Source organism: Frankia torreyi, assembly GCF_000948395.1.
GTDB lineage: Bacteria > Actinomycetota > Actinomycetes > Frankiales > Frankiaceae > Frankia > Frankia torreyi.
The window spans coordinates 34,496-55,719 of record NZ_JYFN01000035.1 but is presented as its reverse complement, the minus strand read 5'-3'; the positions used below and the strand labels follow the sequence as shown (position 1 = coordinate 55,719).

Annotated in this window: 14 protein-coding genes and 2 pseudogenes; 9 read left to right on the top strand and 7 right to left on the bottom strand. The window is 72.2% G+C overall.

Annotated elements, in window-relative coordinates; genetic code table 11:
- Positions 1 to 61: 61 nt before the first annotated feature.
- The gene (gene ccrA, locus FF36_RS20190) at positions 62 to 1,411 is read right to left on the bottom strand and encodes a crotonyl-CoA carboxylase/reductase (protein WP_044886690.1); all 1,350 of its coding nucleotides are present in this window, start codon (positions 1,409 to 1,411) and stop codon (positions 62 to 64) included.
- Between the two features lie 246 nt (positions 1,412 to 1,657).
- Between ccrA and FF36_RS20185 the strand changes: the two genes are divergently transcribed.
- The 5 genes from FF36_RS20185 to FF36_RS20165 all read left to right on the top strand — a co-directional run bounded on the left by FF36_RS20185 (position 1,658) and on the right by FF36_RS20165 (position 6,346).
- Entirely contained in the window at positions 1,658 to 2,215 is a 558-nt protein-coding gene (locus FF36_RS20185) for a SigE family RNA polymerase sigma factor (protein WP_044886710.1), read from the top strand.
- Positions 2,212 to 3,210: an FG-GAP repeat domain-containing protein gene (locus tag FF36_RS20180; RefSeq protein WP_044886689.1), complete on the top strand. Its 999-nt coding sequence runs from the start codon at positions 2,212 to 2,214 to the stop codon at positions 3,208 to 3,210. Before FF36_RS20185 ends, FF36_RS20180 begins: the two co-directional genes overlap by 4 nt.
- Before the next feature lie 241 nt (positions 3,211 to 3,451).
- Positions 3,452 to 4,639, top strand: coding sequence for an acetyl-CoA C-acetyltransferase (locus FF36_RS20175; RefSeq protein WP_044886688.1), 1,188 nt, complete (start codon positions 3,452 to 3,454; stop codon positions 4,637 to 4,639).
- On the top strand, positions 4,636 to 5,763 hold the full coding sequence (gene meaB / locus FF36_RS20170; protein WP_082122080.1) for a methylmalonyl Co-A mutase-associated GTPase MeaB: 1,128 nt from the start codon (positions 4,636 to 4,638) through the stop codon (positions 5,761 to 5,763). The genes FF36_RS20175 and meaB overlap by 4 nt, the downstream gene beginning before the upstream one ends.
- Before the next feature lie 130 nt (positions 5,764 to 5,893).
- The gene (locus FF36_RS20165) at positions 5,894 to 6,346 is read left to right on the top strand and encodes a cupin domain-containing protein (RefSeq protein WP_044886708.1); all 453 of its coding nucleotides are present in this window, start codon (positions 5,894 to 5,896) and stop codon (positions 6,344 to 6,346) included.
- A 350-nt stretch (positions 6,347 to 6,696) separates the two neighbouring features.
- Here the strand turns inward: FF36_RS20165 and FF36_RS20160 are convergent, their stop codons facing one another.
- Complete coding sequence (locus FF36_RS20160; RefSeq protein ID WP_044886687.1) at positions 6,697 to 8,397, bottom strand: hybrid sensor histidine kinase/response regulator; 1,701 nt, start codon at positions 8,395 to 8,397, stop codon at positions 6,697 to 6,699.
- 227 nt (positions 8,398 to 8,624) lie between these two features.
- On the opposite strand from FF36_RS20160, the gene FF36_RS20155 reads away from it, so the two are divergent.
- Together FF36_RS20155 and FF36_RS20150 are read left to right on the top strand one after the other, a co-directional pair.
- Positions 8,625 to 8,966, top strand: coding sequence for an MTH1187 family thiamine-binding protein (locus FF36_RS20155; RefSeq protein WP_044886686.1), 342 nt, complete (start codon positions 8,625 to 8,627; stop codon positions 8,964 to 8,966).
- Between the two features lie 161 nt (positions 8,967 to 9,127).
- The gene (locus tag FF36_RS20150) at positions 9,128 to 10,072 is read left to right on the top strand and encodes a tetratricopeptide repeat protein (RefSeq protein ID WP_044886707.1); all 945 of its coding nucleotides are present in this window, start codon (positions 9,128 to 9,130) and stop codon (positions 10,070 to 10,072) included.
- Positions 10,073 to 10,132: 60 nt separating this feature from the next.
- On the opposite strand, the pseudogene glgB reads toward FF36_RS20150, so the two are convergent.
- From glgB to FF36_RS20130, 5 genes and pseudogenes are all read right to left on the bottom strand, one after another.
- Positions 10,133 to 12,703 (bottom strand): annotated as a pseudogene (gene glgB, locus FF36_RS20145) (1,4-alpha-glucan branching protein GlgB); the annotation flags it as partial.
- Positions 12,704 to 12,801: 98 nt separating this feature from the next.
- Positions 12,802 to 13,205: pseudogene (locus FF36_RS38540) on the bottom strand (maltokinase N-terminal cap-like domain-containing protein); the annotation flags it as partial.
- Position 13,206: 1 nt separating this feature from the next.
- Positions 13,207 to 14,226: maltokinase N-terminal cap-like domain-containing protein (locus FF36_RS20140; RefSeq protein ID WP_242422658.1), on the bottom strand; the 1,020-nt coding region annotated here is incomplete at its 3' end.
- Between the two features lie 229 nt (positions 14,227 to 14,455).
- On the bottom strand, positions 14,456 to 16,183 hold the full coding sequence (gene treS / locus FF36_RS20135) for a maltose alpha-D-glucosyltransferase (protein WP_044886683.1): 1,728 nt from the start codon (positions 16,181 to 16,183) through the stop codon (positions 14,456 to 14,458).
- On the bottom strand, positions 16,180 to 18,213 hold the full coding sequence (locus FF36_RS20130) for an alpha-1,4-glucan--maltose-1-phosphate maltosyltransferase (RefSeq protein WP_044886682.1): 2,034 nt from the start codon (positions 18,211 to 18,213) through the stop codon (positions 16,180 to 16,182). Before FF36_RS20130 ends, treS begins: the two co-directional genes overlap by 4 nt.
- 702 nt (positions 18,214 to 18,915) lie before the next feature.
- Here FF36_RS20130 and FF36_RS20125 point away from each other — a divergent pair.
- Both FF36_RS20125 and FF36_RS20120 read left to right on the top strand, forming a co-directional pair.
- Positions 18,916 to 19,491, top strand: a complete 576-nt coding sequence (locus tag FF36_RS20125) for a TerD family protein (RefSeq protein ID WP_044886681.1) — start codon at positions 18,916 to 18,918, stop codon at positions 19,489 to 19,491.
- Between the two features lie 385 nt (positions 19,492 to 19,876).
- Positions 19,877 to 21,073 (top strand): DUF475 domain-containing protein, encoded by a 1,197-nt coding sequence (locus FF36_RS20120; RefSeq protein ID WP_052681251.1) that lies wholly within the window; start codon positions 19,877 to 19,879, stop codon positions 21,071 to 21,073.
- The last annotated feature ends 151 nt before the right edge of the window (positions 21,074 to 21,224 follow it).

Here is a 21,224-nt window from a genome sequence, read left to right as displayed (position 1 = left end):
CTCAGACCGTCAATGCGAACGTGACGCCAGCCGGGCATCGGGTCCGTTGCGATTTCCCCGGCTACACGCCGCGGAACCGGTTGATTGCGGTCAGGTGGCGGGCGCGGAGCTCCTCGTCGCGGATCCCCAGCCCTTCGGCGGGTGCCAGACAGAGCACGCCGACCTTGCCCTGGTGGGTGTTGCGGTGCACGTCCTGGGCGGCCTGCCCCGTCTCGGTGAGCGGGTACACCCGGGAGAGGGTGGGATGGACCATCCCCCGGGCGATGAGCCGGTTGGCCTCCCAGGCCTCCCGGTAGTTGGCGAAGTGGGAGCCGACGACGTGCTTCAGGTTCATCCACAGGTACCGGTTGTCGTACTCGTGCAGGAAGCCGGTGGTGGAGGCGCAGGTCGCGATGGTGCCGCCACGACGGGTCACGTAGACGGAGGCGCCGAAGGTCTCTCGCCCGGGATGTTCGAGCACGATGTCCGGGTCGTCGCCGCCGGTGAGTTCGCGGATGCGCCGGCCGAACCGCTGCCATTCCCGCGGATTCTGCGTGCGTTCGTCGCTCCAGAACCGGTAGTCCTCGGCGGCCCGGTCGATGACGAGCTCGGCCCCGAGGGACCGGCAGATCTCCGCCTTCGCCGGCGACGACACGACGCAGACCGGGATCGCCCCGCCGTGCAGCGCGAGCTGGGTGGCGTAGGAGCCCAGCCCGCCGGAGGCCCCCCAGACCAGGACGACGTCGCCCTGCTTCATCCGGGCGCCGTTGGCGGAGACCAGCTGGCGGTAGGCGGTGGAGTTGACCAGCCCCGGCGCGGCCGCCTCCTCCCAGGTGAGATGGCCTGGTTTGGGCATGAGCTGGTTGGCCTTGACGAGGGCGAGCTCGGCCAGCCCACCGAAGTTCGTCTCGAAACCCCAGATTCGTTGCTCCGGATCCAGCATCGTGTCGTTGTGACCGTCGGCGCGTTCCAGCTCCACCGACAGGCAGTGGGCCACGACCTCGTCCCCCGGGGACCAGACGTGTACGCCGGCTCCTGTCCTCAGCACGACTCCGGCCAGATCGGAACCCACGACGTGGTAAGGCTGGTCATGGCGGGAAGCGAGGGGAGATGTCCGACCGTAGCGTTCGAGGAAGCCGAACGTGGACATCGGTTCGAAGATCGATGTCCACACCGTGTTGTAGTTCACCGAGGAGGCCATGACCGCCACGAGGGCCTCACCGGGGCCGACCTCGGGTGTGGGCACCTCGTCGACGTGCAGGGAGCGGCGCGGATCCTTGTCCCGGGACGGGACGCCGTCGAACATCCCGGTCTCCTCGCGGCGCACGACGACGCCGCGGTAGAACTCCGGGACCGCGAACGCGGCGAACTCTGCTCGCCGGTCGGGGGACGGCGGGCTCTGGGCGAGGATCGCTTCGAGGATGTCCTTCACGATCGGCCTCCGGCGGTGCGCGGTCGAGGGCGGGTGACGGGCGGCACAGGCAGTTGACGGGCGGCACGGGCAGTTGACAGGGCGGCGCAGGTAGGCGCAGGTAGTTGACAGGGCGGCAGAGGTAACCGATGGGTACGGAGACGGGGTCGCGGGATGTGGGGGCTGTCTGTTTCGTGTGCGACGCGATAGAACTTTCGGGACAACTTCGAGTGCTCGGTCCGCGTCCAACGTGGTGTGACCGCGCCCATGACAGTCGTGGAGGGGTGGCGGCCCGTGCCTGCGCGGAGCGACGCCGCCCGTAGCGACGTCGCGCGGGACGCGGACGCCGCCCTGACCGCCTTGTACTCCGAGCACTACCGGTCATTGGTGCGTCTTGCCGCGTTGCTGCTGGATGACGTGGGTCTGTGCGAAGAGGTCGTCCAGGACGCCTACATCCGCGTCCACGGGGCCTGGGGACGCCTACAGGACCGGGACAAGGCCCTGGCCTACCTTCGGCAGACCGTCGTCAATCTCGCACGTTCCACGCTGCGTCGTCGACTCGTCGCTCTCAAGCATGCCCCCAAGCCCATGCCCGATGCCGCCAGCGCCGAGGAGGGGGCCTACTCTCTCGTCGAGCGAGCCGCCGTCATCCAGGCACTGCGAGAGCTGCCGCGGCGCCAGCGGGAGGCGGTCGTCCTGCGCTACTACGCCGACATGTCCGAGGCGGACGCGGCGGCGGTGATGGGCTGCAGCGTCGGCTCCGTCAAGGCCTACACCTCCCGAGGGCTGTCCGCCTTGAGCGGCAAGCTGGAGGGCCTACGGTGAGCGCGTTGGAACCGGACGAGCTCACTCGGCTGCTGACCGAGGCGGTTGAGCCCGTCCGGCCATCCCCGGACGCCTACCGGCAGATCCGCGCCGGCATCGCCCGCCGACGCCGCTGGCGCATCCCCGTGTTCACCGTCGGCGGGATGGTGATGGCGGCGCTCATCGGGCTGGCGGTGGTGGCCATCCGGCCGAGCCCGTCGAACCAGGTCGTCGAGCCGGCTGCGCCGCCCGTCCTGCCGAGCACGTTCAGCGAGCCGAGCCGGGCGGCGACCGTGCCGTCGTTGGGCGGCGGCTCGGGTCACTCCAGCTCCGGTGGCGGCGGCGGGTCGGCCTCGGGATCGACCACCCGCCTGCCGACGAGCCCGCCGCCGACCCGGCCGACGGCATCCGCGTCCGCGCAGTCGGTGGCCCCCACCAGCCCGCAGTCGTCCGCCCCGTCGAACTCGACCGGCCCGGGCAGCCCGCAGCTACCCACGCCGGTGGCGAAACCGGCGGGCGTGAACGACGTCGACGGCGACGGCCAGCCCGACACGGTCGCCGTGGAGGGGACGAACCTGCGCGTGCGGTTCTCCCGGGACGGCCAGCAGGCCAAGGTCCCCCTCGGCAGCATCGTCACCCCGCTGAACAGCGCGGTCGTCGACATCGACGGCGACGGTTTCGGTGAGCTGCTCGTGCAGACCCAGGTGACCAACGGGACGAAGAGCTACGCCCTGCTGCGCTACGTCAGTCTCGACCAACTGGTCGTGGTGACGCCGCCGAGCGGACTGGCTCTCGGTGCCGGCGTCCACGGCAACTCCGGCATCGGCCTGCGCTGCGCCGACAAGACCCTGCAGATCAGCACCGGGACCTCGAACGACGGCACCCTGTTCAACGTCGTCACCACGACGCTGGGGTTCACCCCCGACGGCCTGACCGTCCAGGACTCCGCCTCCAGCACGGTGCGGCTGCCGGCGGATCCCTCCCCCTTCGTGGTGGCCTGCGGCGCGCTGTCCTGACCGGGGGCCGGGCGGCGGGGCCGGGGGTCCCGCCCGGCCGCCGCGGGGCGGCCCCGGCCGGTCACGGGGTGCGCCGCCGGGCCGGGCACCAGGAACAAGATCACGTTATCGTGGTGTTGCGGGTACCCGTGGGGTGAGCGCACCGACCGTACCGCCGTGACGTCGTCGCAGGGGTACGTGCGGCGTCGGCCCGTGGGAGGACGCCGGCGAGGATCTTCCCAACAGTGATGAGGAGGCAGCCATGCCTGGTTCCGTGATCGTGGCCGGCGCGCGGACACCGATCGGGAAACTGTCCGGGGCGTTGAAGAGCTTCACCGCGACGGACCTGGGCGGCATCGCGATCTCCGGTGCGCTGGAGCGGGCCGGGCTGTCCGGCGACGCGATCGAGTACGTCATCATGGGGCACGTGATCCAGGCCGGCACCGGTCCGATCACCGCTCGGCAGGCGGCCGTCGCCGCCGGCATCCCGATGACGGTGCCCGCGATCACCGTCAACAAGGTGTGCCTGTCCGGCCTCGACGCGATCGCCCTCGCCGACACCTACATCGCCAGCGGCGAGTTCGACCTGGTCGTCGCCGGTGGGATGGAGTCCATGACCGGGGCGCCGCACCTGCTGCGCTCGATGCGCGCCGGGGTGAAGTACGGCGCGGCCGAGGCGCTCGACGCCATCGACCAGGACGCTCTGTTCTGCGCCTTCGACCAGATCTCCATGGGCGCGAGCACCGAGCGTTACAACGGCGCGCTGAACATCTCCCGTGCCGAGCAGGACGAGTTCGCCGCCCGGTCGCACCAGCGGGCCGCCGCCGCCGCCAAGAACGGCCTGTTCGACAACGAGATCGTCCCCGTCTCGGTGCCGCAGCGCCGCGGCGAGCCGCTCGTCGTCAGCCAGGACGAGGGCGTGCGTGCCGACACCTCCGCCGAGGTGCTCGGCAAGCTGCGCCCGGCGTTCGGCAAGGACGGCACGATCACCGCCGGGTCCGCGTCGCAGATCTCCGACGGGGCGGCCGCGGTCATCGTGGCCAGCCGGGCCAAGGCCGAGGAGCTCGGCCTGCCGATCCTCGCCGAGGTGGGCCACCACGGCTTCGTCGCCGGCCCCGACACCTCGCTGCAGTCCCAGCCGTCCAACGCCATCCTCGCCGCCCTGGCCAAGGAGCGGCTCACCCCCGCCGACCTCGACCTCGTCGAGATCAACGAGGCGTTCGCCGCGGTCTCCATCCAGTCCATGCGCGACCTCGGGATCGGCTCCGACATCGTCAACGTCAACGGGGGGGCGATCGCCATCGGCCACCCGCTCGGCGCGTCCGGCGCCCGCATCGCCCTGACCCTGCTCAACGAGCTGGCCCGGCGTGGCGGCGGGATCGGCGCGGCCGGCCTGTGCGGCGGCGGCGGCCAGGGCGATGCCCTGATCCTGCGCGTCCCGGCGGCGTGACCACCGGCTCCGCCGCGGGTGTCGGCCGCGAGCGGAGTCTGCCCGACCGCGCTCGCGCCCCGGCCACGGCGGGGCTGGGCGGGGCGGATCCGGCCACGGCGGGGCTGGGCGGGGCGGATCCGGCCACGGCGGGGCTGGCCACGGCGGAGTCGGCTGGAGCGGAGTCGGCTGCGGTGCAGTTGGTCGCGGCGGCCGTCGGCGGTGATCGGCGGGCGCTCGCGCGGCTGCTCTCGGCGGTGGAGAACACTCCCCGGTGGTGGCCCGAGATCAGCGCGGCGCTGGCCGGGCACGTCGGCGGCGCGCAGACAGTCGGCCTGACCGGCGCCCCGGGCGTCGGCAAGTCGACGACCGTCACCGCGCTGGTGCGGGCCTACCGCCGCGCCGGGCGCCGGGTGGGGGTGCTCGCGGTCGACCCCTCCTCGCCGTACTCCGGCGGCGCGCTGCTCGGCGACCGGGTGCGGATGAGCGAGCACGCCGGTGATCCCGGGGTGTTCATCCGCTCCCTGGCCAGCCGCGGGCGCCTCGGTGGGCTGGCGGCCGCGACCGCGCAGGCACTGCGGGTCCTCGACGCGGCCGGGTTCGACGTCGTCATCGTCGAGACCGTCGGCGTCGGCCAGGCGGAGATCGACATCGCCGCGCTCGCGGACACGACCTGCGTCCTGCTCGCTCCCGGCGCGGGCGACGACGTGCAGGCGGCCAAGGCGGGCCTGCTGGAGGTCGCGGACGTTCTCGTCGTCAACAAGGCGGACCGGCCGGGCGCGGCACGCACCGTCGCCGACCTGACCGCGCTGACCCGGATGCGCGCCGGCGCCCGGCGGCCGGCGGTGGTCCGCGTCGCCGCGACCCTGGGCGAGGGCATCGACGAGCTCGTCGCGCGCATCGCCGCGCACCGGCGGGAACTCGCCGCGACCGGTGAGCTCGACCGCCGCCGGCTGGCCCGCGCCGCCGACGAGATCCGGGGGCTGGCCCTGACCGCGCTGCGGGACCTCCTGGCCGCCCCGCCGCACGACGCGCGCCTGGCGGAGCTCGCCCACCAGGTCCTCGCCGGTGCCGCCGACCCCTGGTCGGCCGCCGAGTGCCTCCTCGGCGACATCCTGACGGCACAGCCGGCTCCGTCCCGCTGACGGTCCGGCCGACCCGGCACGTCCCCGGCGTGTCGCTGTCCCCGGCGTGTCGCTGCGCCCGGCACGTCGCTGCGCCCGGCACGTCGCTGCGCCCGGCACGTCGGTGCGAGCTGTGGGGGAGGATCTGCCGATGAGCCGTCTCGACGACCCGACGACGTCCGCCGACGAGCTGATCGACACCCTCGGCCTTGAGTCCCACCCGGAGGGCGGCTGGTACCGCCAGACCTGGGCCAGCCCCGACGTTGTCACGGCGCACGGCGGGCAGCGCCCCGCGATGACGTCCATCCTGTTCCTGCTGCGCCCGGGCGAGGTTTCCCGGTGGCATCGGGTGGCCTCGGCCGAGATCTGGCTCTGGCAGGGTGGTGGCACCCTCGAGCTCACCCTCGGCGGCACGGCCCGCCGGCCGTCGCCGGGCCCCGCAGGCCTGCTCGGGCCGGATGCGACGGCCGGCGAGGTGCCGCAGCTCGTCGTTCCGGCGGGGCAGTGGCAGACGGCCGCGCCCCGCGACGGGCGGCACGTTCTCGTCGGCTGCGTCGTCGCGCCCGGCTTCGACTGGGCCGACTTCGAACTCCTCGCCGACTAGACGACTCAAGTCCACACAGGGCGGGCCGGTGGCGGAGAACGCTCGTGGTCCGGGGGCGAGCGTGAGGTCAGGGCGGCGGCACTGCTGTTACTCAACGTCGATCGTCCACGACTCGGAGCAGGTGGGGCTTGCTCGCCTCAGCCGCCTGTCTACTTGTGATCACAATCGGATACGCGCCTGAACAGCCATCTCCGAGCTCATGAGGAAGGGTCCGGCGGCCGGTCGGTGCCCCATGACGGTCATCAGTTGCTGGAGGTCAGTGGCGGTTCGTCCGCCCGCCGACGTCATCAGCCTCCGGCAATTGCCGGAGCAACCGGCGGCTGGGGGCCGAGCGGGGGAGCGGACGCGGATCAGCGGGGGGCGGTCATCGCGGCGGTGAGGGCAGTCGCGGCGGCGACGAGGCTCGCCGGGTCCAGCGGGAGGGCGAGGATGTCGACCGCCCCGGCGCGGCGCAGCATGGTGCGCTCGCGGGGATCGGTGTCCTCGGTCAGGACGAATGCCGGCGTGGCGGCCGTGGTGGGGTCCGCCGCGAGCTGGGCGAGCAGCTCGGGCGCGCTCGCGTCGGGCAGGTCGCGGTCGAGCAGGATGAACGCCGGCCGCGCGCGGCGCACCGCGTCGACCGCGAGGGCCGCCCGTGGCACGGTGACCGGGTCGGCGGCGAGGCTTTCGGTGAGCATGTCCGCGACGGCCGCCCGCACGGCCGGATCGCCGCTGACGTGCACGACCCGTAGGCCGCCGGGAGCCGCCCGCCGCCCGACTCCGCCCGCTGCGCCGCCGACGGAGACGCGCGCGTGTCGCCCGCCGTGGGCACCACCCTCGCCGGTGCCGGTAGGGCGGGCCCGCCCATTGCCGGCGTCGCCATAGGCGGCGTCGCCATAGGCGGTGTCACCGTAGCCGGCGCGACCGTGACTCGCTTCGCCGTAGCCGGCGCGACCGTAGCTCGTCCCACGGTAGCCGTGGCCGCCGAGGTGATCGCCGAAGCCGTCGTCGTCGGAGTCGGGGTCCTCGAAGCGCATGTCGACGGCGTCGAGCACGATGGCGAACACGCTGCCGACCCCGTAGCGGCTGGCGACCGTCAGCACCCCGCCCATCGCGGTGACCAGGGCGTGGGAGAGGGCGAGCCCCAGCCCGCTGCCCTCGATCCCGCTGCGTTCGGCGCCCAGCCGCTCGAACGGTCGGAACAACCGGTCGATCGCCCGCGGGGACAGGCCCGCGCCGTCGTCCTCGACCTCGATGCGGATGCGGGAGCCCGTGATCGGCACGATGCCGACCCGCACGCTGCCGCCTTCGCGGCCGTACTTCAGGGCGTTGCCGACGAGGTTGAGCAGCACCTGCCACAGCCGGCGGCGGTCCGCGTCGGCGATGAGCGGCACGGCCGGGTCGATCACGCGGCGGATGCTGCGCTGCGCGGCGAGCGGCTCGACCAGCTCCACCACGCCCTGGACGATGTCGAGGACGTTGACCGGGCCCTTGTTGATGTCGCCGCGACCCGCACGCAGCCGGGCCAGGTCCAGCACGTCATCGATGAGGGCCTGCATGTGCCGGCCGCCGGTGATGATCCGCTCGACGTCGTCGTGCAGGTCGGGGGTGAGTGGCTCCAGCTCCAGAAGCTGGGCGAAGCCGAGCATCGCGTTGAGCGGGGTGCGCAGCTCGTGGCCCAGGCGGGCGATCAGCTCGTCCTTGGCCCTGGAGTCGTTCTCGGCGATCTCGCGGGCACGCTGGTCGGTCGTGTCGCGGGCGAGCAGGACCAGGCCGCCGTCCGGATCGCGCCGGATGGTCACGTGGTGCGGCACGGTCGTCCCGGCGGGGTCGACCAGACCCACGGAGCCGCGCCACTGCCCGGACTGCGCCAGCGCGGCCGTCGCAGCCTCGCTGAGCGCGGCGCGGAACGCCGGGTCGACCACCTCGACGAGGTCCCGCAGATGCGGGTCACGGGGGATCCGGTCACCGAGGAAGGCGCGAGCCGCGGCGCCCATGTCGGTGACATGGCCGTCCGCGCTGACGACCACAGCCAGGTCCGTCAGCGCGTCGAGCAGTGTGCGTGGCCCCACCTACGCCTCGTCATCCGTCTTCTTCCACCCCACGGCGGGCAATGGTAGGGCGTGCCGTCAGAGCCCGTTGTCCCGGGTTTGCGTAAGCGCCCACACGGGGGTCGATCGCGCAACTTTTCGTGACAAGTCGCTAGCTTACCGACCCATCCGTTTTGTCAAAGTAGCAGGCGCGTGGCACTGCGTCGGAGCGATGGTCGTCGCGGCGTCGGCGTGGTAGGTCTGATCCCATGCTGGTTGCCTTCAGTGTCACGCCCATTGGAACCGGCGAGGGTGTCGCCGAGCTGGTCGCCGAGGCGGTCCGCATCGTGCGCGCGAGCGGCCTGCCGCACGAGACCAACGCCATGTTCACCACGATCGAGGGCGAGTGGGACGAGGTGATGGACGTCGTGCGCCGGGCCACGCAGGCCGTGGGCGCCCGTGCCGGCCGGGTCAGCCTCGTGCTCAAGGCGGACCTGCGCCCCGGCGTCAGCGACGCCCTGCACGGAAAGGTGGCGAGCATCGACCGGCTGCTCGCCGGGGGTCCCGCGGGGGACGTCGCGGGGGACCTCGCGGGGGACGATGCGGGCTGACCCGGGCCGCCGGGAGACGGCGCGGACAACGGGCCCCGAAAAGTCATCCGCCGGCAGGGCCGTCCGCCCCACCCGGATGTCACGATGGAGGCATGCAACGTAGGCCACCAGTCCCATCCGGACCGCCGCGGGGTGCGGGAGGCCCGGGACGACCCGGGCGCCTGCCCGACAGCCTCGGCGGTCTGCGCCTCGCCGGCGCCGTCCCCCTCGACCCGAAGCCGGCCACCCCGCCCCCGCCCGCGAACGCCGGGCCCGCCGCGACGGGCGCGAACGGCGCCACCGCCGCCGGCTCCGGTGACGCGCCCGGCGGTCCCGTGGTCATCGACGTCACCGAGGCGAGCTTCGCCACCGACGTCGTCAGCCGCTCGATGCAGGTGCCGGTCGTGCTCGACTTCTGGGCGTCCTGGTGCGGCCCGTGCAAGCAGCTCAGCCCGGTGCTCGAGAAGCTGGCGCTGGCCGACGGCGGTCGCTGGGTCCTCGCCAAGATCGACGTCGACGCCAACCCGGGCCTCGCCCAGGCGGCGGGGGTGCAGGGCATCCCGGCGGTGAAGGCCGTCGTCGGCGGCCGCATCATCGGCGAGTTCACCGGCGCCGTCCCCGAGCGCGAGGTGCGCAACTGGCTCGACCAGCTGCTTTCCCTCGTCGACGAGGCGATGGGCGGGATGCCCGGTGCGGCGGCCGGTGATTCCGCGCGGGATCCGCACCTGGCGGCGGCCGAGGCCGCGCTGGCCCGCGGCGACATCGACACGGCGGTCGAGTCCTACCGGGTCCGCCTCGCCGAGGCGCCGGCGGACCCGGATGCGCTCACCGGTCTGGCCCGCGCCGAGCTGCTGCGCCGGGTGCGCGACCACGACCCGGCGGACATCCGCGCGCGGCTCGCGGCCGATCCCGACGACGTGGACGCCGCGATCGCCGCGGCCGACCTGGGCATCGCGCAGGGCGACGTGGCCGGTGCGCTCGCCGGTCTCGTCGCGGTCGTGCGGCGTACCTCCGGCCCGGAGCGAGAGCAGGCCCGTGCCCACCTCGTCGACCTGTTCCAGGCACTCGGCGACGCCGAACCCGCCGTCGCCCCCGCCCGCCGAGCCCTGGCCGCAGCCCTGTTCTGACCGCGGCCCGGCGGCTGCGGCCCCGACTCCGCCGACGAGACGCCGACCCCGGCCAGGCCTTCAGGCCGGGGAACCGGGGGAGTCGGCGGTGCCGGGCTCGTAGCGGAACCAGACGGTGCCCAGCGGCGGCAGCGTAAGGGTCGCGGAGGCGGGCAGGCCGTGGTGGGACTCCTCGACGGCCTGCACGGCGCCGAAGTTGCCGACGTTGCCGCCGCCGTAGCGCTGTCCGTCCGAGTTGAGCACCTCCCGCCAGCGGCCGGGGAAGGGCAGGCCGAGGCGGTAGCCGTGGTGACCGATTCCGGCGAAGTTCGTGACGCAGGCCAGGACCCCGCCGTCCGCCGCGTCCGCCCCCGTCGGGTTGCCGCCGGCCGTCGGCTGCCCCGCCACATCGGCCCCGGCCCGGGCGGCTGCGTTCGGGGCGGCTGCGGCCGGGTGGCCGCCGGCCGAGGTCCCGTCCGACCAGCGCAGGAACGAGAACACGTTGTTGGCGGTGTCGTTGGCGTCGATCCAGGAGAAACCGCTCGGATCGCTGTCTCGGCGGTACAGCGCCGGGGTGGACCGGTACAGCTCGTTGAGGTCCGCCACCAGGTTGGCCACGCCCCGGTGCGACGGGTCGCTCAGCAGCGGCCAGTCGAGCGAGGCGGCCTCGTTCCACTCGTTGTCCTGGCCGAACTCGCAGCCCATGAACAGCAGCTTCTTGCCGGGATGCGCCCACATGTAGGCGTAGAGCGCGCGCAGGTTGGCGAGCTGTTCCCACCGGGTGCCCGGCATCTTGCGCAGCAGCGACCCCTTGCCGTGGACGACCTCGTCGTGGCTGAACGGCAGGACGAAGTTCTCCGAGTAGGCGTAGACCATCGAGAACGTCATCTGGTGGTGGTGGTAGCTGCGGTGCACCGGCTGGCGGGAGTTGTAGTCCAGCGTGTCGTGCATCCAGCCCATGTTCCACTTGAAGCCGAAGCCCAGCCCGCCGAGATGGGTGGGGCGCGTGACGCCCGGCCAGGCCGTCGACTCCTCGGCGATCATCATGACGCCCGGGAAGCGCCGGTAGACCGTCGCGTTGGTCTCCTGCAGGAACGCCACCGCCTCGAGGTTCTCCCGGCCGCCGTGCACGTTCGGCAGCCAGCCGCCGTCGGGGCGGGAGTAGTCGAGGTAGAGCATCGAGGCCACGGCGTCGACCCGCAGGCCGTCGATGTGGAACTCCTCGAACCAGTACAGCGCGTTGGCGACGAGGAAGTTGCGCACCTCGTTGCGGCCGACGTCGAAGACGTAGGTCCCCCAGTCGGGCTGCTCGCCCCGGCGCGGATCGGGGTGCTCGTACAGGGGCGTGCCGTCGAAGCGGCCCAGCGCCCAGGAGTCCCGGGGAAAGTGGGCCGGCACCCAGTCGACGATCACGCCGATGCCGGCGCGGTGCAGCGTGTCGACGAGGTGGCGGAACTCGTCCGGGCCGCCGAAGCGCGCCGTCGGCGCGTAGTACGCCGACACCTGGTAGCCCCAGGAGCCGCCGAACGGATGCTCGGCGACGGGCAGCATCTCCACGTGCGTGAAGCCGTTGTCCAGGACGTAGGCGGTGAGCTGGTCGGCGAGCTCGCGGTAGGACAGCCCGCGCCGCCACGAGCCCAGGTGGACCTCGTAGACGCTGATCGGCTCGGCGTGCCAGGCCGTGCGGGCACGCCGGTCGAGCCAGTCCTGGTCGTCCCACGTGTAGTCCGAGTGGGTGACGACACTCGCGGTGGCGGGCGGGACCTCGGTGCGGAAGGCCATCGGGTCGGCCTTCTGCCGCCACACCCCGTCGAAGCCGAGGATCTCGTACTTGTACCGAAGCCCGACGCCGGCGCCGGGCACGAACAGCTCCCACACGCCGCTGTGGCCCAGCGAGCGCATCGGGAACGCCCGGCCGTCCCAGAAGTCGAAGTCGCCGACCAGCCGCACCCCCCGCGCCGACGGTGCCCAGACGGCGAAGCTCACCCCGGTGACGGTCGTGCCGCCCGGGGTCGACAGCTCACGCAGGTGCGCCCCGAGCACCTTCCAGAGCTCCTCGTGCCGGCCCTCGCTGATCAGGTGCAGATCCATCTCGCCGAGGGTCGGCAGGTGCCGGTAGGGGTCGTCGACGACGTGGGAGCCGTGCGGGTAGGCCACCTCGACGCGGTAGTCGGGCAGGACCTCCGGCAGCGCCACGGCGAACACCCCGCCGCTGTGGAGTCGAGCCGCCGGGTGGCGGTCCTCGCCGACGAGCACGGTCACGGCGCTCGCGTCGGGACGCAGCACCCGCACGACGGTCGTGTCCCCGGCCGGGTGCGCCCCGAGCAGCGAGTGCGGGTCGTGGTGGGTGCCGTTGACGAGCCGTTCGAGGTCCTCGCGTGGCAGGCCGAGCGGCACGCCCGGCGCCGGCGCGGCGGCGGCGAGGGACGTCGGCGGCCTGGTAGCCGCGTCGGGGCCGCCCGGGGTCGCTGGGTCGCCGGCCGCCGCCGGCGCGTCGGTCGCCGAGTTGTCCAGATCGGGCAGGCGCCCCGGGACCCGGTCGGCCAGGGCCACGCGGCCCGAGCGGTCGCGGGCCGGTGCGCTCGCCGGATCGGCGTCGGGTCGGCCGGTGATCTGCCCGGCGCCGCGGTGTCCCGTCCGCGCCGTGCCGTTNTTGACGTCGCCGCTGTTCACTGGGACACCCCTGCCTCTCTCCGCGATGGGGACGATGGTTCGGCGCACCGGCGGCGGATCGGTCCGCCCGCTCCCGCTCATCCGGCCGGTGGGTGGGTCTGAGCCGGTGGGTGGATCTGAGCCGGTGGGTGGGTCTGGGCCGGTGGGTGGGTCTGGGTGAGCCGCTCCACCGAGGCCATCGGGATGCCGATCCACCCCGGCCGGTGGCGCGCCTCGTAGAGCACCTCGTAGACCGCCTTGTCGAGCTCGAACGCACGCAGCATCGCCGCGTCCTCGCGTGGGTCGCGACCGGCAGCGGCGCCGTACCCCCGGCAGAACGCCTCCCGGTTGCGGTCGGCCCACTCCTGCGCCCGGTAGACCAGCGCGGGCTCGTCGCCCCGCTCCAACAGCATGGAACGAGCCGCGTAGTCGAACGACCGGAGCATCCCGGCGACGTCGCGCAGCGGCGACTCCAACCCCACCCGCTCGGCGACCGGGCGGGNCGGCTCGCCCTCGAAGTCGAACAGCACCCAGCCCGAGTCGACCCGCAGCACCTGGCCAAGATGCAGGTCGCCGTGCAGCCGCTGGAACGGCCGGGGATGAACGACTGCCGGCGCCGCGCCGGTGAGCTCGTCGTAGGACTTGCGCACGGCGGCCTCGAAGGGCCGCAGCTCGGCAACGGCCTCGACGGCGGCGTCGAGGCGGCCGTGCAGGTACGTCACCAGGGCACGCAGCGCGTCGGCGGTGGGTGGGCGCGTCGGCAGTGCCCGGGCCAGGTCCGCGTGCACCTCGGCGGTGGCCACGCCGAGCCGCTCCGCTTCCGCGTCGAAGTCCCCGCCGACCTCGTCGGCGTGCAGGTCGGCCTCGGCGTAGAGGTCGCGCACGCTGGCCAGCGCCAGCCGCCAGCCCTCGGTCCCGCTGCGCAGGTACTCCTGGAGGAAACCGAGCGTGGTCTGCCGCCCCTCGACCTCCCCGGAGAACCAGGCGACCGGGGCGGCGACGTGCGTGCTGCCGACCCCGGCGAGAGCCCGGGTGACCTCCAGGTCCGGGTTGATGCCCGGCCAGAGCCGGCGGAACACCTTCAGGATGTAGGCGTCGCCGTAGATGATCGAGGTGTTGGACTGTTCCGCGCCGACGGCGTGCGCGGGCAGGTCGTCCAGCGTCCGCGTCGTCTCGGCGACGAGGTCGTCCCGGCGGGCCGAGCGGCCGAGGAACTGCAGCAGGGCGGCGCTGCCGTCGGGGTCGTGCAGCCCGTCGTACACCAGCCCGCCGGCACACTCGCCGATCAGGAAGCCCTCGTGGCCGAAGGGGGCGTCGGTCCGGACCACCAGGGGAACCTGGTAGTGGTCCGGTGGCCCGTGGTCGTAGTCCACGTCGACGACGAGCAGCCGCAGCGGCTCGAAGACGGTGGTGTCCCGGCGAATCCGGATCCGCCCGGCGCCGCGGCCCTTGCCGGCGAACCAGCGCTGTCGGGGAAGCCAGTCGGTCAGCAGGCCGGTCAGTTCGGCGTGGTGGTCACCCATCCTCGACCTCCCGATGCCTGTGCTCGACGATCATCGTGTGCACCTAACGTCGAATGTCCCGAAAGTTACCTTTCGTCAGCCACGTCGCGCGCGTACCACCGCGGCGACCTCGGTGTTCCCGCCGGCCAGCCCCGCGGTCTGCCGGCCGGCCCGCCGGTTTCACCGGACCCTGCCGCCGTCACCGGGACCGGGTCTAGCGCTCTACTCTCCCCCCGTCCGCCCCAGGGGGCTAGGGGGTGAATTCCCCCGGTACGGTCAACGCGAACCAGTAATGTCCGTGCCCGGGCAACGTCAGAAGGTAGGGAAGCTCGCCGATCGGCGGGAAGTGCACCCGGCCGAGCAGCTCGACGGGCACCAATCCCTCGAAACGGCGCAGATCCAGCTCCACCGGCTGGGCGAAGCGGGACAGGTTCGCGACGCACAGCACCCGGTCGTCACCGAATTCGCGCACGTAGGCGAAGACCGACGGATTGGACGAGGCCAGCTCCTCGTACGTACCCAGACCGAAGACGGGATGGCGCTTGCGCACCTCGATCATCCGCTTCGTCCAGGACAGGAACGACGTCGGCATCCGCTGCCCGGCCTCGACGTTCAGGGCCTGGTAGCCGTACACCGGGTCCATGATCAGGGGCAGGTAGAGCCGGGCCGGGTCGGACGTGGAGAAGCCCGCGTTGCGGTCGGGCGACCACTGCATCGGGGTCCGCACGCTGTCCCGGTCGCCGAGGTAGATGTTGTCGCCCATGCCGATCTCGTCGCCGTAGTACAGCACCGGGGAACCCGGCAGCGACAGCAGCAGGGCGGTGAACAGCTCCATCTGGTCGCGGCTGTTGTCCAGCAGCGGGGCCAGCCGGCGGCGGATGCCGATGTTCGCCTTCATGCGGGGGTCCTTGGCGTACTCCGCCCACATGTAGTCGCGCTCGTCGTCGGTCACCATCTCCAGGGTGAGCTCGTCGTGGTTGCGCAGGAAGATGCCCCACTGACAGTTCGGCGGGATCTGCGGCGTCTGGGCCAGGATCTCGGAGATGGGATAGCGCGACTCCCGCCGTACCGCCATGAAGATGCGCGGCATCAGCGGGAAGTGGAACGCCATGTGGCACTCGTCGTCGTTGCCGAAGTACTCGACGACGTCGGAGGGCCACTGGTTGGCCTCGGCGAGCAGCACCCGGTCGGCGTACTTGGCGTCGACCTCCTTGCGGACCCGCCGGAGGTACTCGTGGGTCTCCGGCAGGTTCTCGCCGTTGGTGTTGTCCCGCACGTAGAGGTAGGGCACCGCGTCGAGCCGGAAACCGTCGATGCCGAGGTCCAGCCAGAAGCGCAGGACCTCCAGCATCGCCTCCTGCACATCCGGGTTGTCGTAGTTGAGGTCGGGCTGGTGGGAGAAGAAGCGGTGCCAGTAGTACTGACCGCGCACCGGGTCCCAGGACCAGTTCGACTTCTCCGTGTCGACGAAGATGATCCGCGCCTCGGGATACCGCTCGTCCGTGTCTGACCAGACGTAGAAGTCCCCGAAGGGCCCCTCCGGATCCGACCGGGACGCCTGGAACCACGGGTGGGCGTCGGAGGTGTGGTTCATCACCAGGTCGGCGACGATCCGGATGCCGCGCCGGTGCGCCTCGTCGACGAGACTGACAAAGTCGCCCAGGTCGCCGAATTCGGGCAGGATCTGGAAGTAGTCGCTGATGTCGTAACCGCCGTCGCGCAACGGCGAGGAGTAGATCGGCAGCAGCCACAGACAGTCGACGCCGAGCCACTCCAGATAGTCGAGCTTGGAGATCAGGCCGCGGATGTCGCCCGTGCCGTCGCCGTTGGAGTCGGCGAAGCCTCGGATGAGCACCTCGTAGAACACGGCGCGCTTGAACCAGTACGGGTCGCGGGACGACTCCCCGACGGGACCGGCGGGGGCCGGGCGGGGGGTGTCGTCGCCGATGGGCTCGCTGAGGGGCTCCGGCTCCGTCACGACCGGGCTCGCACGGTGAGGATGTGCGCGGGCTCGACGGACGGGTCGAGCCGGACGTAGTTGTCCCGGCCCCACCGGAAGGTCTGCCCGGTGATCTCGTCGGTCACGTCGAAGGAGTCGTCCCAGCCGAGGCCGAGGGCGGGCATGTCGAGGCGCACCGTGGTCTCCCGCGTCTCGTGCGGGTCGAGGTTGACGATGACGAGCACGGTGTCAGCGCCGCCCGTCCCGCCCGGACCGGCTGGCCCGGCCGATCCGCCCGGGTCGTCCACCTCCGCCAGCCGCTTGGAGTAGACGATGAACTCGTCGCCGTCGGCGTGGTGCAGGTGCAGGTTGCGCAGCCAGTGCAGCGCCGGGTGGGCCCGGCGGATCTGGTTGAGCCGGGTCAGGTAGGGCGCCAGCGAGCGGCCCTCCCGCTCGGCCGCCGCCCAGTCCCGCGGCCGGTACTGGTACTTCTCCGAGTCGAGGTACTCCTCGCTGCCCGGCCGGACCGGGGTGTTCTCGTACAGTTCGTACCCGGCGTAGACGCCCCAGGTCGGCGACATCGTGGCCGCGAGCACCGCCCGGATCCGGAACGCCGCCGGCCCGCCCTCCTGCAGGTAGCCCGGCAGGATGTCCGGGGTGTTCACGAAGAAGTTCGGCCGCATGTAGTGGGCGGCATCGATCAGTTCGCGGGCGTACTCCTCCAGCTCCCACTTCTGGTTGCGCCAGGTGAAGTACGTGTACGACTGGGTGAAGCCGACCTTGGCGAGGGTGTGCATCATCGCCGGCCGGGTGAACGCCTCGGCGAGGAACAGCACGTCCGGCTCGGTCGCCTTCACCTGACCGATGAGCCACTCCCAGAACTCGACCGGCTTCGTGTGCGGGTTGTCCACCCGGAAGATTCGCACTCCGTGCGCGGTCCAGTGCCGGACGACCCGCAGGATCTCCTGGTAGAGCCCGGTCGGGTCGGTGTCGAAGTTCAGCGGATAGATGTCCTGGTACTTCTTCGGCGGATTCTCCGCGTAGGCGATCGAACCGTCGCTGCGCACGACGAACCACTCCGGGTGGTGCTTCGCCCACGGATGGTCCGGCGCGCACTGCAGGGCGAGATCCAGGGCGATCTCCATGCCCAGGGAACGGGCCCGCGCGACGAACAGGTCGAAGTCCTCGATCGTGCCCAGGTCCGGGTGCACGGCGTCGTGGCCACCGTGCTCACTGCCGATCGCCCAGGGCGAGCCGGGGTCGTCCGGGCCGGGAACGAGGGTGTTGTTCGGACCCTTGCGGTTGACCTCGCCGACCGGGTGGATCGGGGGCAGGTAGACCACGTCGAAGCCCATCGCCGCGATCGCCGGCAGGCGCTCAGCGGCGGTGAGGAAGGTCCCCGAGCGCGGCGGGTCGAGGGTCGCCCCCTCCGAGCGGGGGAACATCTCGTACCAGCTCCCGTACAGCGCCCGGGGCCGGTCGACCCAGACCCGGTACAAGGAGGAGCGGGTCACCAGCTCGCGCAGCGGGAAGGCGTCCAGCAGGCTCGTCAACCGAGGGTCCAGGGCGGCGGCGATCCGTTCGTGGGGATCATCGCGACTGTCGTCGCGCAGCGCGGCCACCGCCCGGGCGATCTCGGCGCGCCGGCCCTCCGGCACGCCCGGCAGCGCCCGCAGCAGCAGCCGCGCGCCGTCCTCGAAGTCGACCGCGAGCTCGTCGACGTCCTGTCCCGCACCGACCTTGAGCTCGATGCCGTGCCGCCAGGTGGCGACCGGATCGGACCACGCCTCGACGCGGTAACCCCACAGGCCCTCGTCGCCGGTAGTGATCTCCGCCTCGAGCCGGTCGGTGCCGGAGCCCGCGGACCGCATGCGGATGAACGGCGTGCCCTGGCCGTCGGGTCCCGACAGCACGACGTTGGCGCCGATGAGGTCGTGACCCTCCCGGAACACGGTCGCACCGACGGTGAGGTTCTCGCCCACGACCGCGCGCGCGGGCCACTGCCCACACGACACGACCGGGGTCACATCGGAGATGACAACCCGGCCTACTGAACGTCCGATCATCATGGCGACCTTATCCAGACGAACCACGCCTCAATAGTCCGCCCTGCACGTGGCGAATAGCGACACCTCTGCGTGAACTGCCTGCGGCCACCGGATGGGTGATTGTTGGCGTTGGGGTGGGTCTGACGGCCCCGTCCGGATGGTTCCCGCCGAAGCCGATGTTCCCCAGTTGCTGCGCCTACGAACGTCCGAACCTCGTCTGTTGTGCCGTCCGGCGTGCACATTCGCTGCCGCACCGGTGACAGTGTCGGGCCCGGAGCGGATCCGGCGGGGCCGCCCCGCGTTGTTGTTGCGTTGGGTGACCGGTCGGGTCGTGTTCCATCCGCGTTTCCGCCGGGTGAAGTGACCGCCTGATGGGGTCATCGCGGGGCTGGTCCTGGTCCTGTCGGCTGCGCGACGGCGAGCGGGCTGGCGGCCCGGTATACCGGATCGGGTCGCGCGGCCGTCCGCCGCCGGACCGGCGGCGGACCGGCGGCGGGAACCTCGCGCGTGACTCGTTCGTCCCGCAGAGCACACGTACTCCGGCACGTGGCCTCCGCGGGCGGAGAGTCACCGTGCCGAACGCGTCGGGCAGTAGGCTGCCGGCGCCCGGCCGCCGGGGTATCCGGGACACCCGGGGGCGTGCCGCGCTTCCGGACAGCGGCCGCCGCCCGGCTCGGGTGCGGCCCCCAGACAACGCAGTCGACGCACAGCAGGAGGAACACAGTGGGAGTCAGTCTCAGCAAGGGCGGCAACGTGTCGCTGTCCAAAGAGGCGCCCGGCCTGACCAACATCCTGGTCGGCCTCGGCTGGGACGTGCGCAGCACGACCGGCGCCGACTTCGACCTGGACGCCAGCGCCATCGCGTGCCGCGCCGACGGCAAGGTCGTCTCGGACGGGCACTTCGTCTTCTTCAACAACCTCAAGAGCCCCGAGGGCGCGATCGAGCACCAGGGCGACAACCTCACCGGTGAGGGCGAGGGTGACGACGAGGCCATCTCCGTGAACCTCACGTCGTTGCCCGCGGAGATCGACAAGATCGTGTTCCCGGTCTCCATCTACGACGCGGACTCGCGCCAGCAGAACTTCGGCCAGGTCCGCAACGCCTTCATCCGCATCGTCAACGGCGCCGGCGGCACCGAGATCGCCCGCTACGACCTCACCGAGGACGCCTCCACCGAGACGGCCATGGTGTTCGGCGAGGTCTACCGGCACGGATCGGACTGGAAGTTCCGCGCCGTCGGCCAAGGCTACGCCTCGGGCCTGGCCGGGATCGCCCGCGACTTCGGCGTCAACGTCTGACCCGGGTTCGCAGCACGTGCGGCACGCCGGGCCACGTGCCCGGCGGCGGGGACGGCCGGCGCCGGTCGCAGGACCGGCACCGGCCATCCCGGGGAAGCCGTTCACCGGCCCGGGACGGCCGGCGGCGGCCCGGCGGCCCGGTCACCCGGAGTGTGTGGAGGTAGTGCGCGGGTAGGGCGCGACCTATCCGGTGTAACCCATTTGTCAGGTCGCGCCCACCGGATGAACAGCTACGATGCCGACGACCGCCGCTCCGGGCCAACCGGCCGCGGGCCGACGCGGTCTCCGGCGAGTTCAGGCGACGCGGCGGGATCCGACGGACCGCGGATCCGCCCGCGCGGCGCGACCGGGGTCTGGCGATCGGTCCGGAAAGGTGTTGATGGGCGTGCACGCCTTGCGGATCTTCGGGTGGTCGTTGGCGATCACCGCGATCGGGGTGGCCGGAGCGGGGGTGATCGGCAGCCCCCGGGACGCGGCGATCGTCGCCATCCTCGCCGTGCTCGAGATCAGCCTTTCCTTCGACAACGCGGTCATCAACGCGACGATCCTGCGCCGGATGAACCCCTTCTGGCAGAAGCTCTTCCTGACGCTTGGCGTCGTCATCGCCGTGTTCGGCATGCGACTGCTCTTCCCGATCATCATCGTGGCGCTCACCGCGCACCTCGGTCCGATCAAGGTCTTCGACCTGGCGCTCAACGACAGCGCGCAGTACGCGGAGAAGCTCGGCGACGCGCACCCGGCGATCGCCGCCTTCGGCGGGATCTTCCTGTTCATGCTGTTCCTGGACTTCCTGTTCGACACGGAGCGGGACGTTCAGTGGATCAAGAAGCTGGAGGAGCCGCTGCGCCGCGCCGGCCAGCTTGACGTGATCCCGACCGTGATCGGCCTCGTCGCGCTGCTCGTCGTGGGCGAGGCGTTCTCCGGTGACCACACCCAGCAGGTGCTGACCGCGGGCGTCGCGGGCCTGGCGACCTACCTCGGCGTGCGGGGACTCGGCGAGTTCTTCGAGTCGCGCGGAGTCGGCGCCGACGCCGACGAGGACGAGGACGCCGACGACGACGCGGCCGCCGAGGGCGCCGGGAAGACCGCTGCCCCGCGGTCCTCCGGGCAGCCGAAGCTGGTGCTCGCCACCGGCCGGGCGGCCGCCTTCCTGTTCCTCTACCTGGAGGTCATCGACGCGTCGTTCTCGTTCGACGGCGTCGTCGGCGCGTTCGCGATCTCCCAGAACATCTTCGTCATCGCCACCGGCCTGGGCATCGGCGCGATGTACATCCGTTCGCTGACCGTGTACCTCGTCCGCCGCGGCACCCTGTCCGAGTACATCTACCTCGAGCACGGCGCGCACTACGCGATCGGCGCGCTGGCGATCATCCTCGCCATCTCGATCGAGACCGAGGTCCCGGAGATCGTCACCGGCCTGGTCGGGGTCGCCTTCATCGGCCTGGCGCTGGTGTCCTCCATCCGCCACCGCCGCCGGCACGCCGACGCCGACGCCGATGCCGACTCCACCGGCTCCACCAGGGGCGACGGAGGCGAGGGCGGCCAGGGCCAGCCGCGCGAGGCGGTGGGCGCGCCGCTGTAGCGCCGGCGCGACCGGCCGGGGCCGGCCGGCGGCGGACGGGTCGCCGACGGTCCCGCGCATCCGGCGGGTAGCTGCGGTCTGGAGTGGTCCACCGCCGATGTGACATCGTCGAGGCGACATCGGGCGCAGCCGGCGACGGTCCACCCACCGG

Bases quoted from the DNA above. Each gene is read 5' to 3' on its own strand.
- FF36_RS20185 (WP_044886710.1), top strand. From the start codon at position 1,658: ATGACAGTCGTGGAGGGGTGGCGGCCCGTGCCTGCGCGGAGCGACGCC.
- FF36_RS20175 (WP_044886688.1), top strand. From the start codon at position 3,452: ATGCCTGGTTCCGTGATCGTGGCCGGCGCGCGGACACCGATCGGGAAA.
- FF36_RS20165 (WP_044886708.1), top strand. From the start codon at position 5,894: ATGAGCCGTCTCGACGACCCGACGACGTCCGCCGACGAGCTGATCGAC.
- FF36_RS20155 (WP_044886686.1), top strand. From the start codon at position 8,625: ATGCTGGTTGCCTTCAGTGTCACGCCCATTGGAACCGGCGAGGGTGTC.
- FF36_RS20130 (WP_044886682.1), bottom strand. From the start codon at position 18,213: ATGATGATCGGACGTTCAGTAGGCCGGGTTGTCATCTCCGATGTGACC.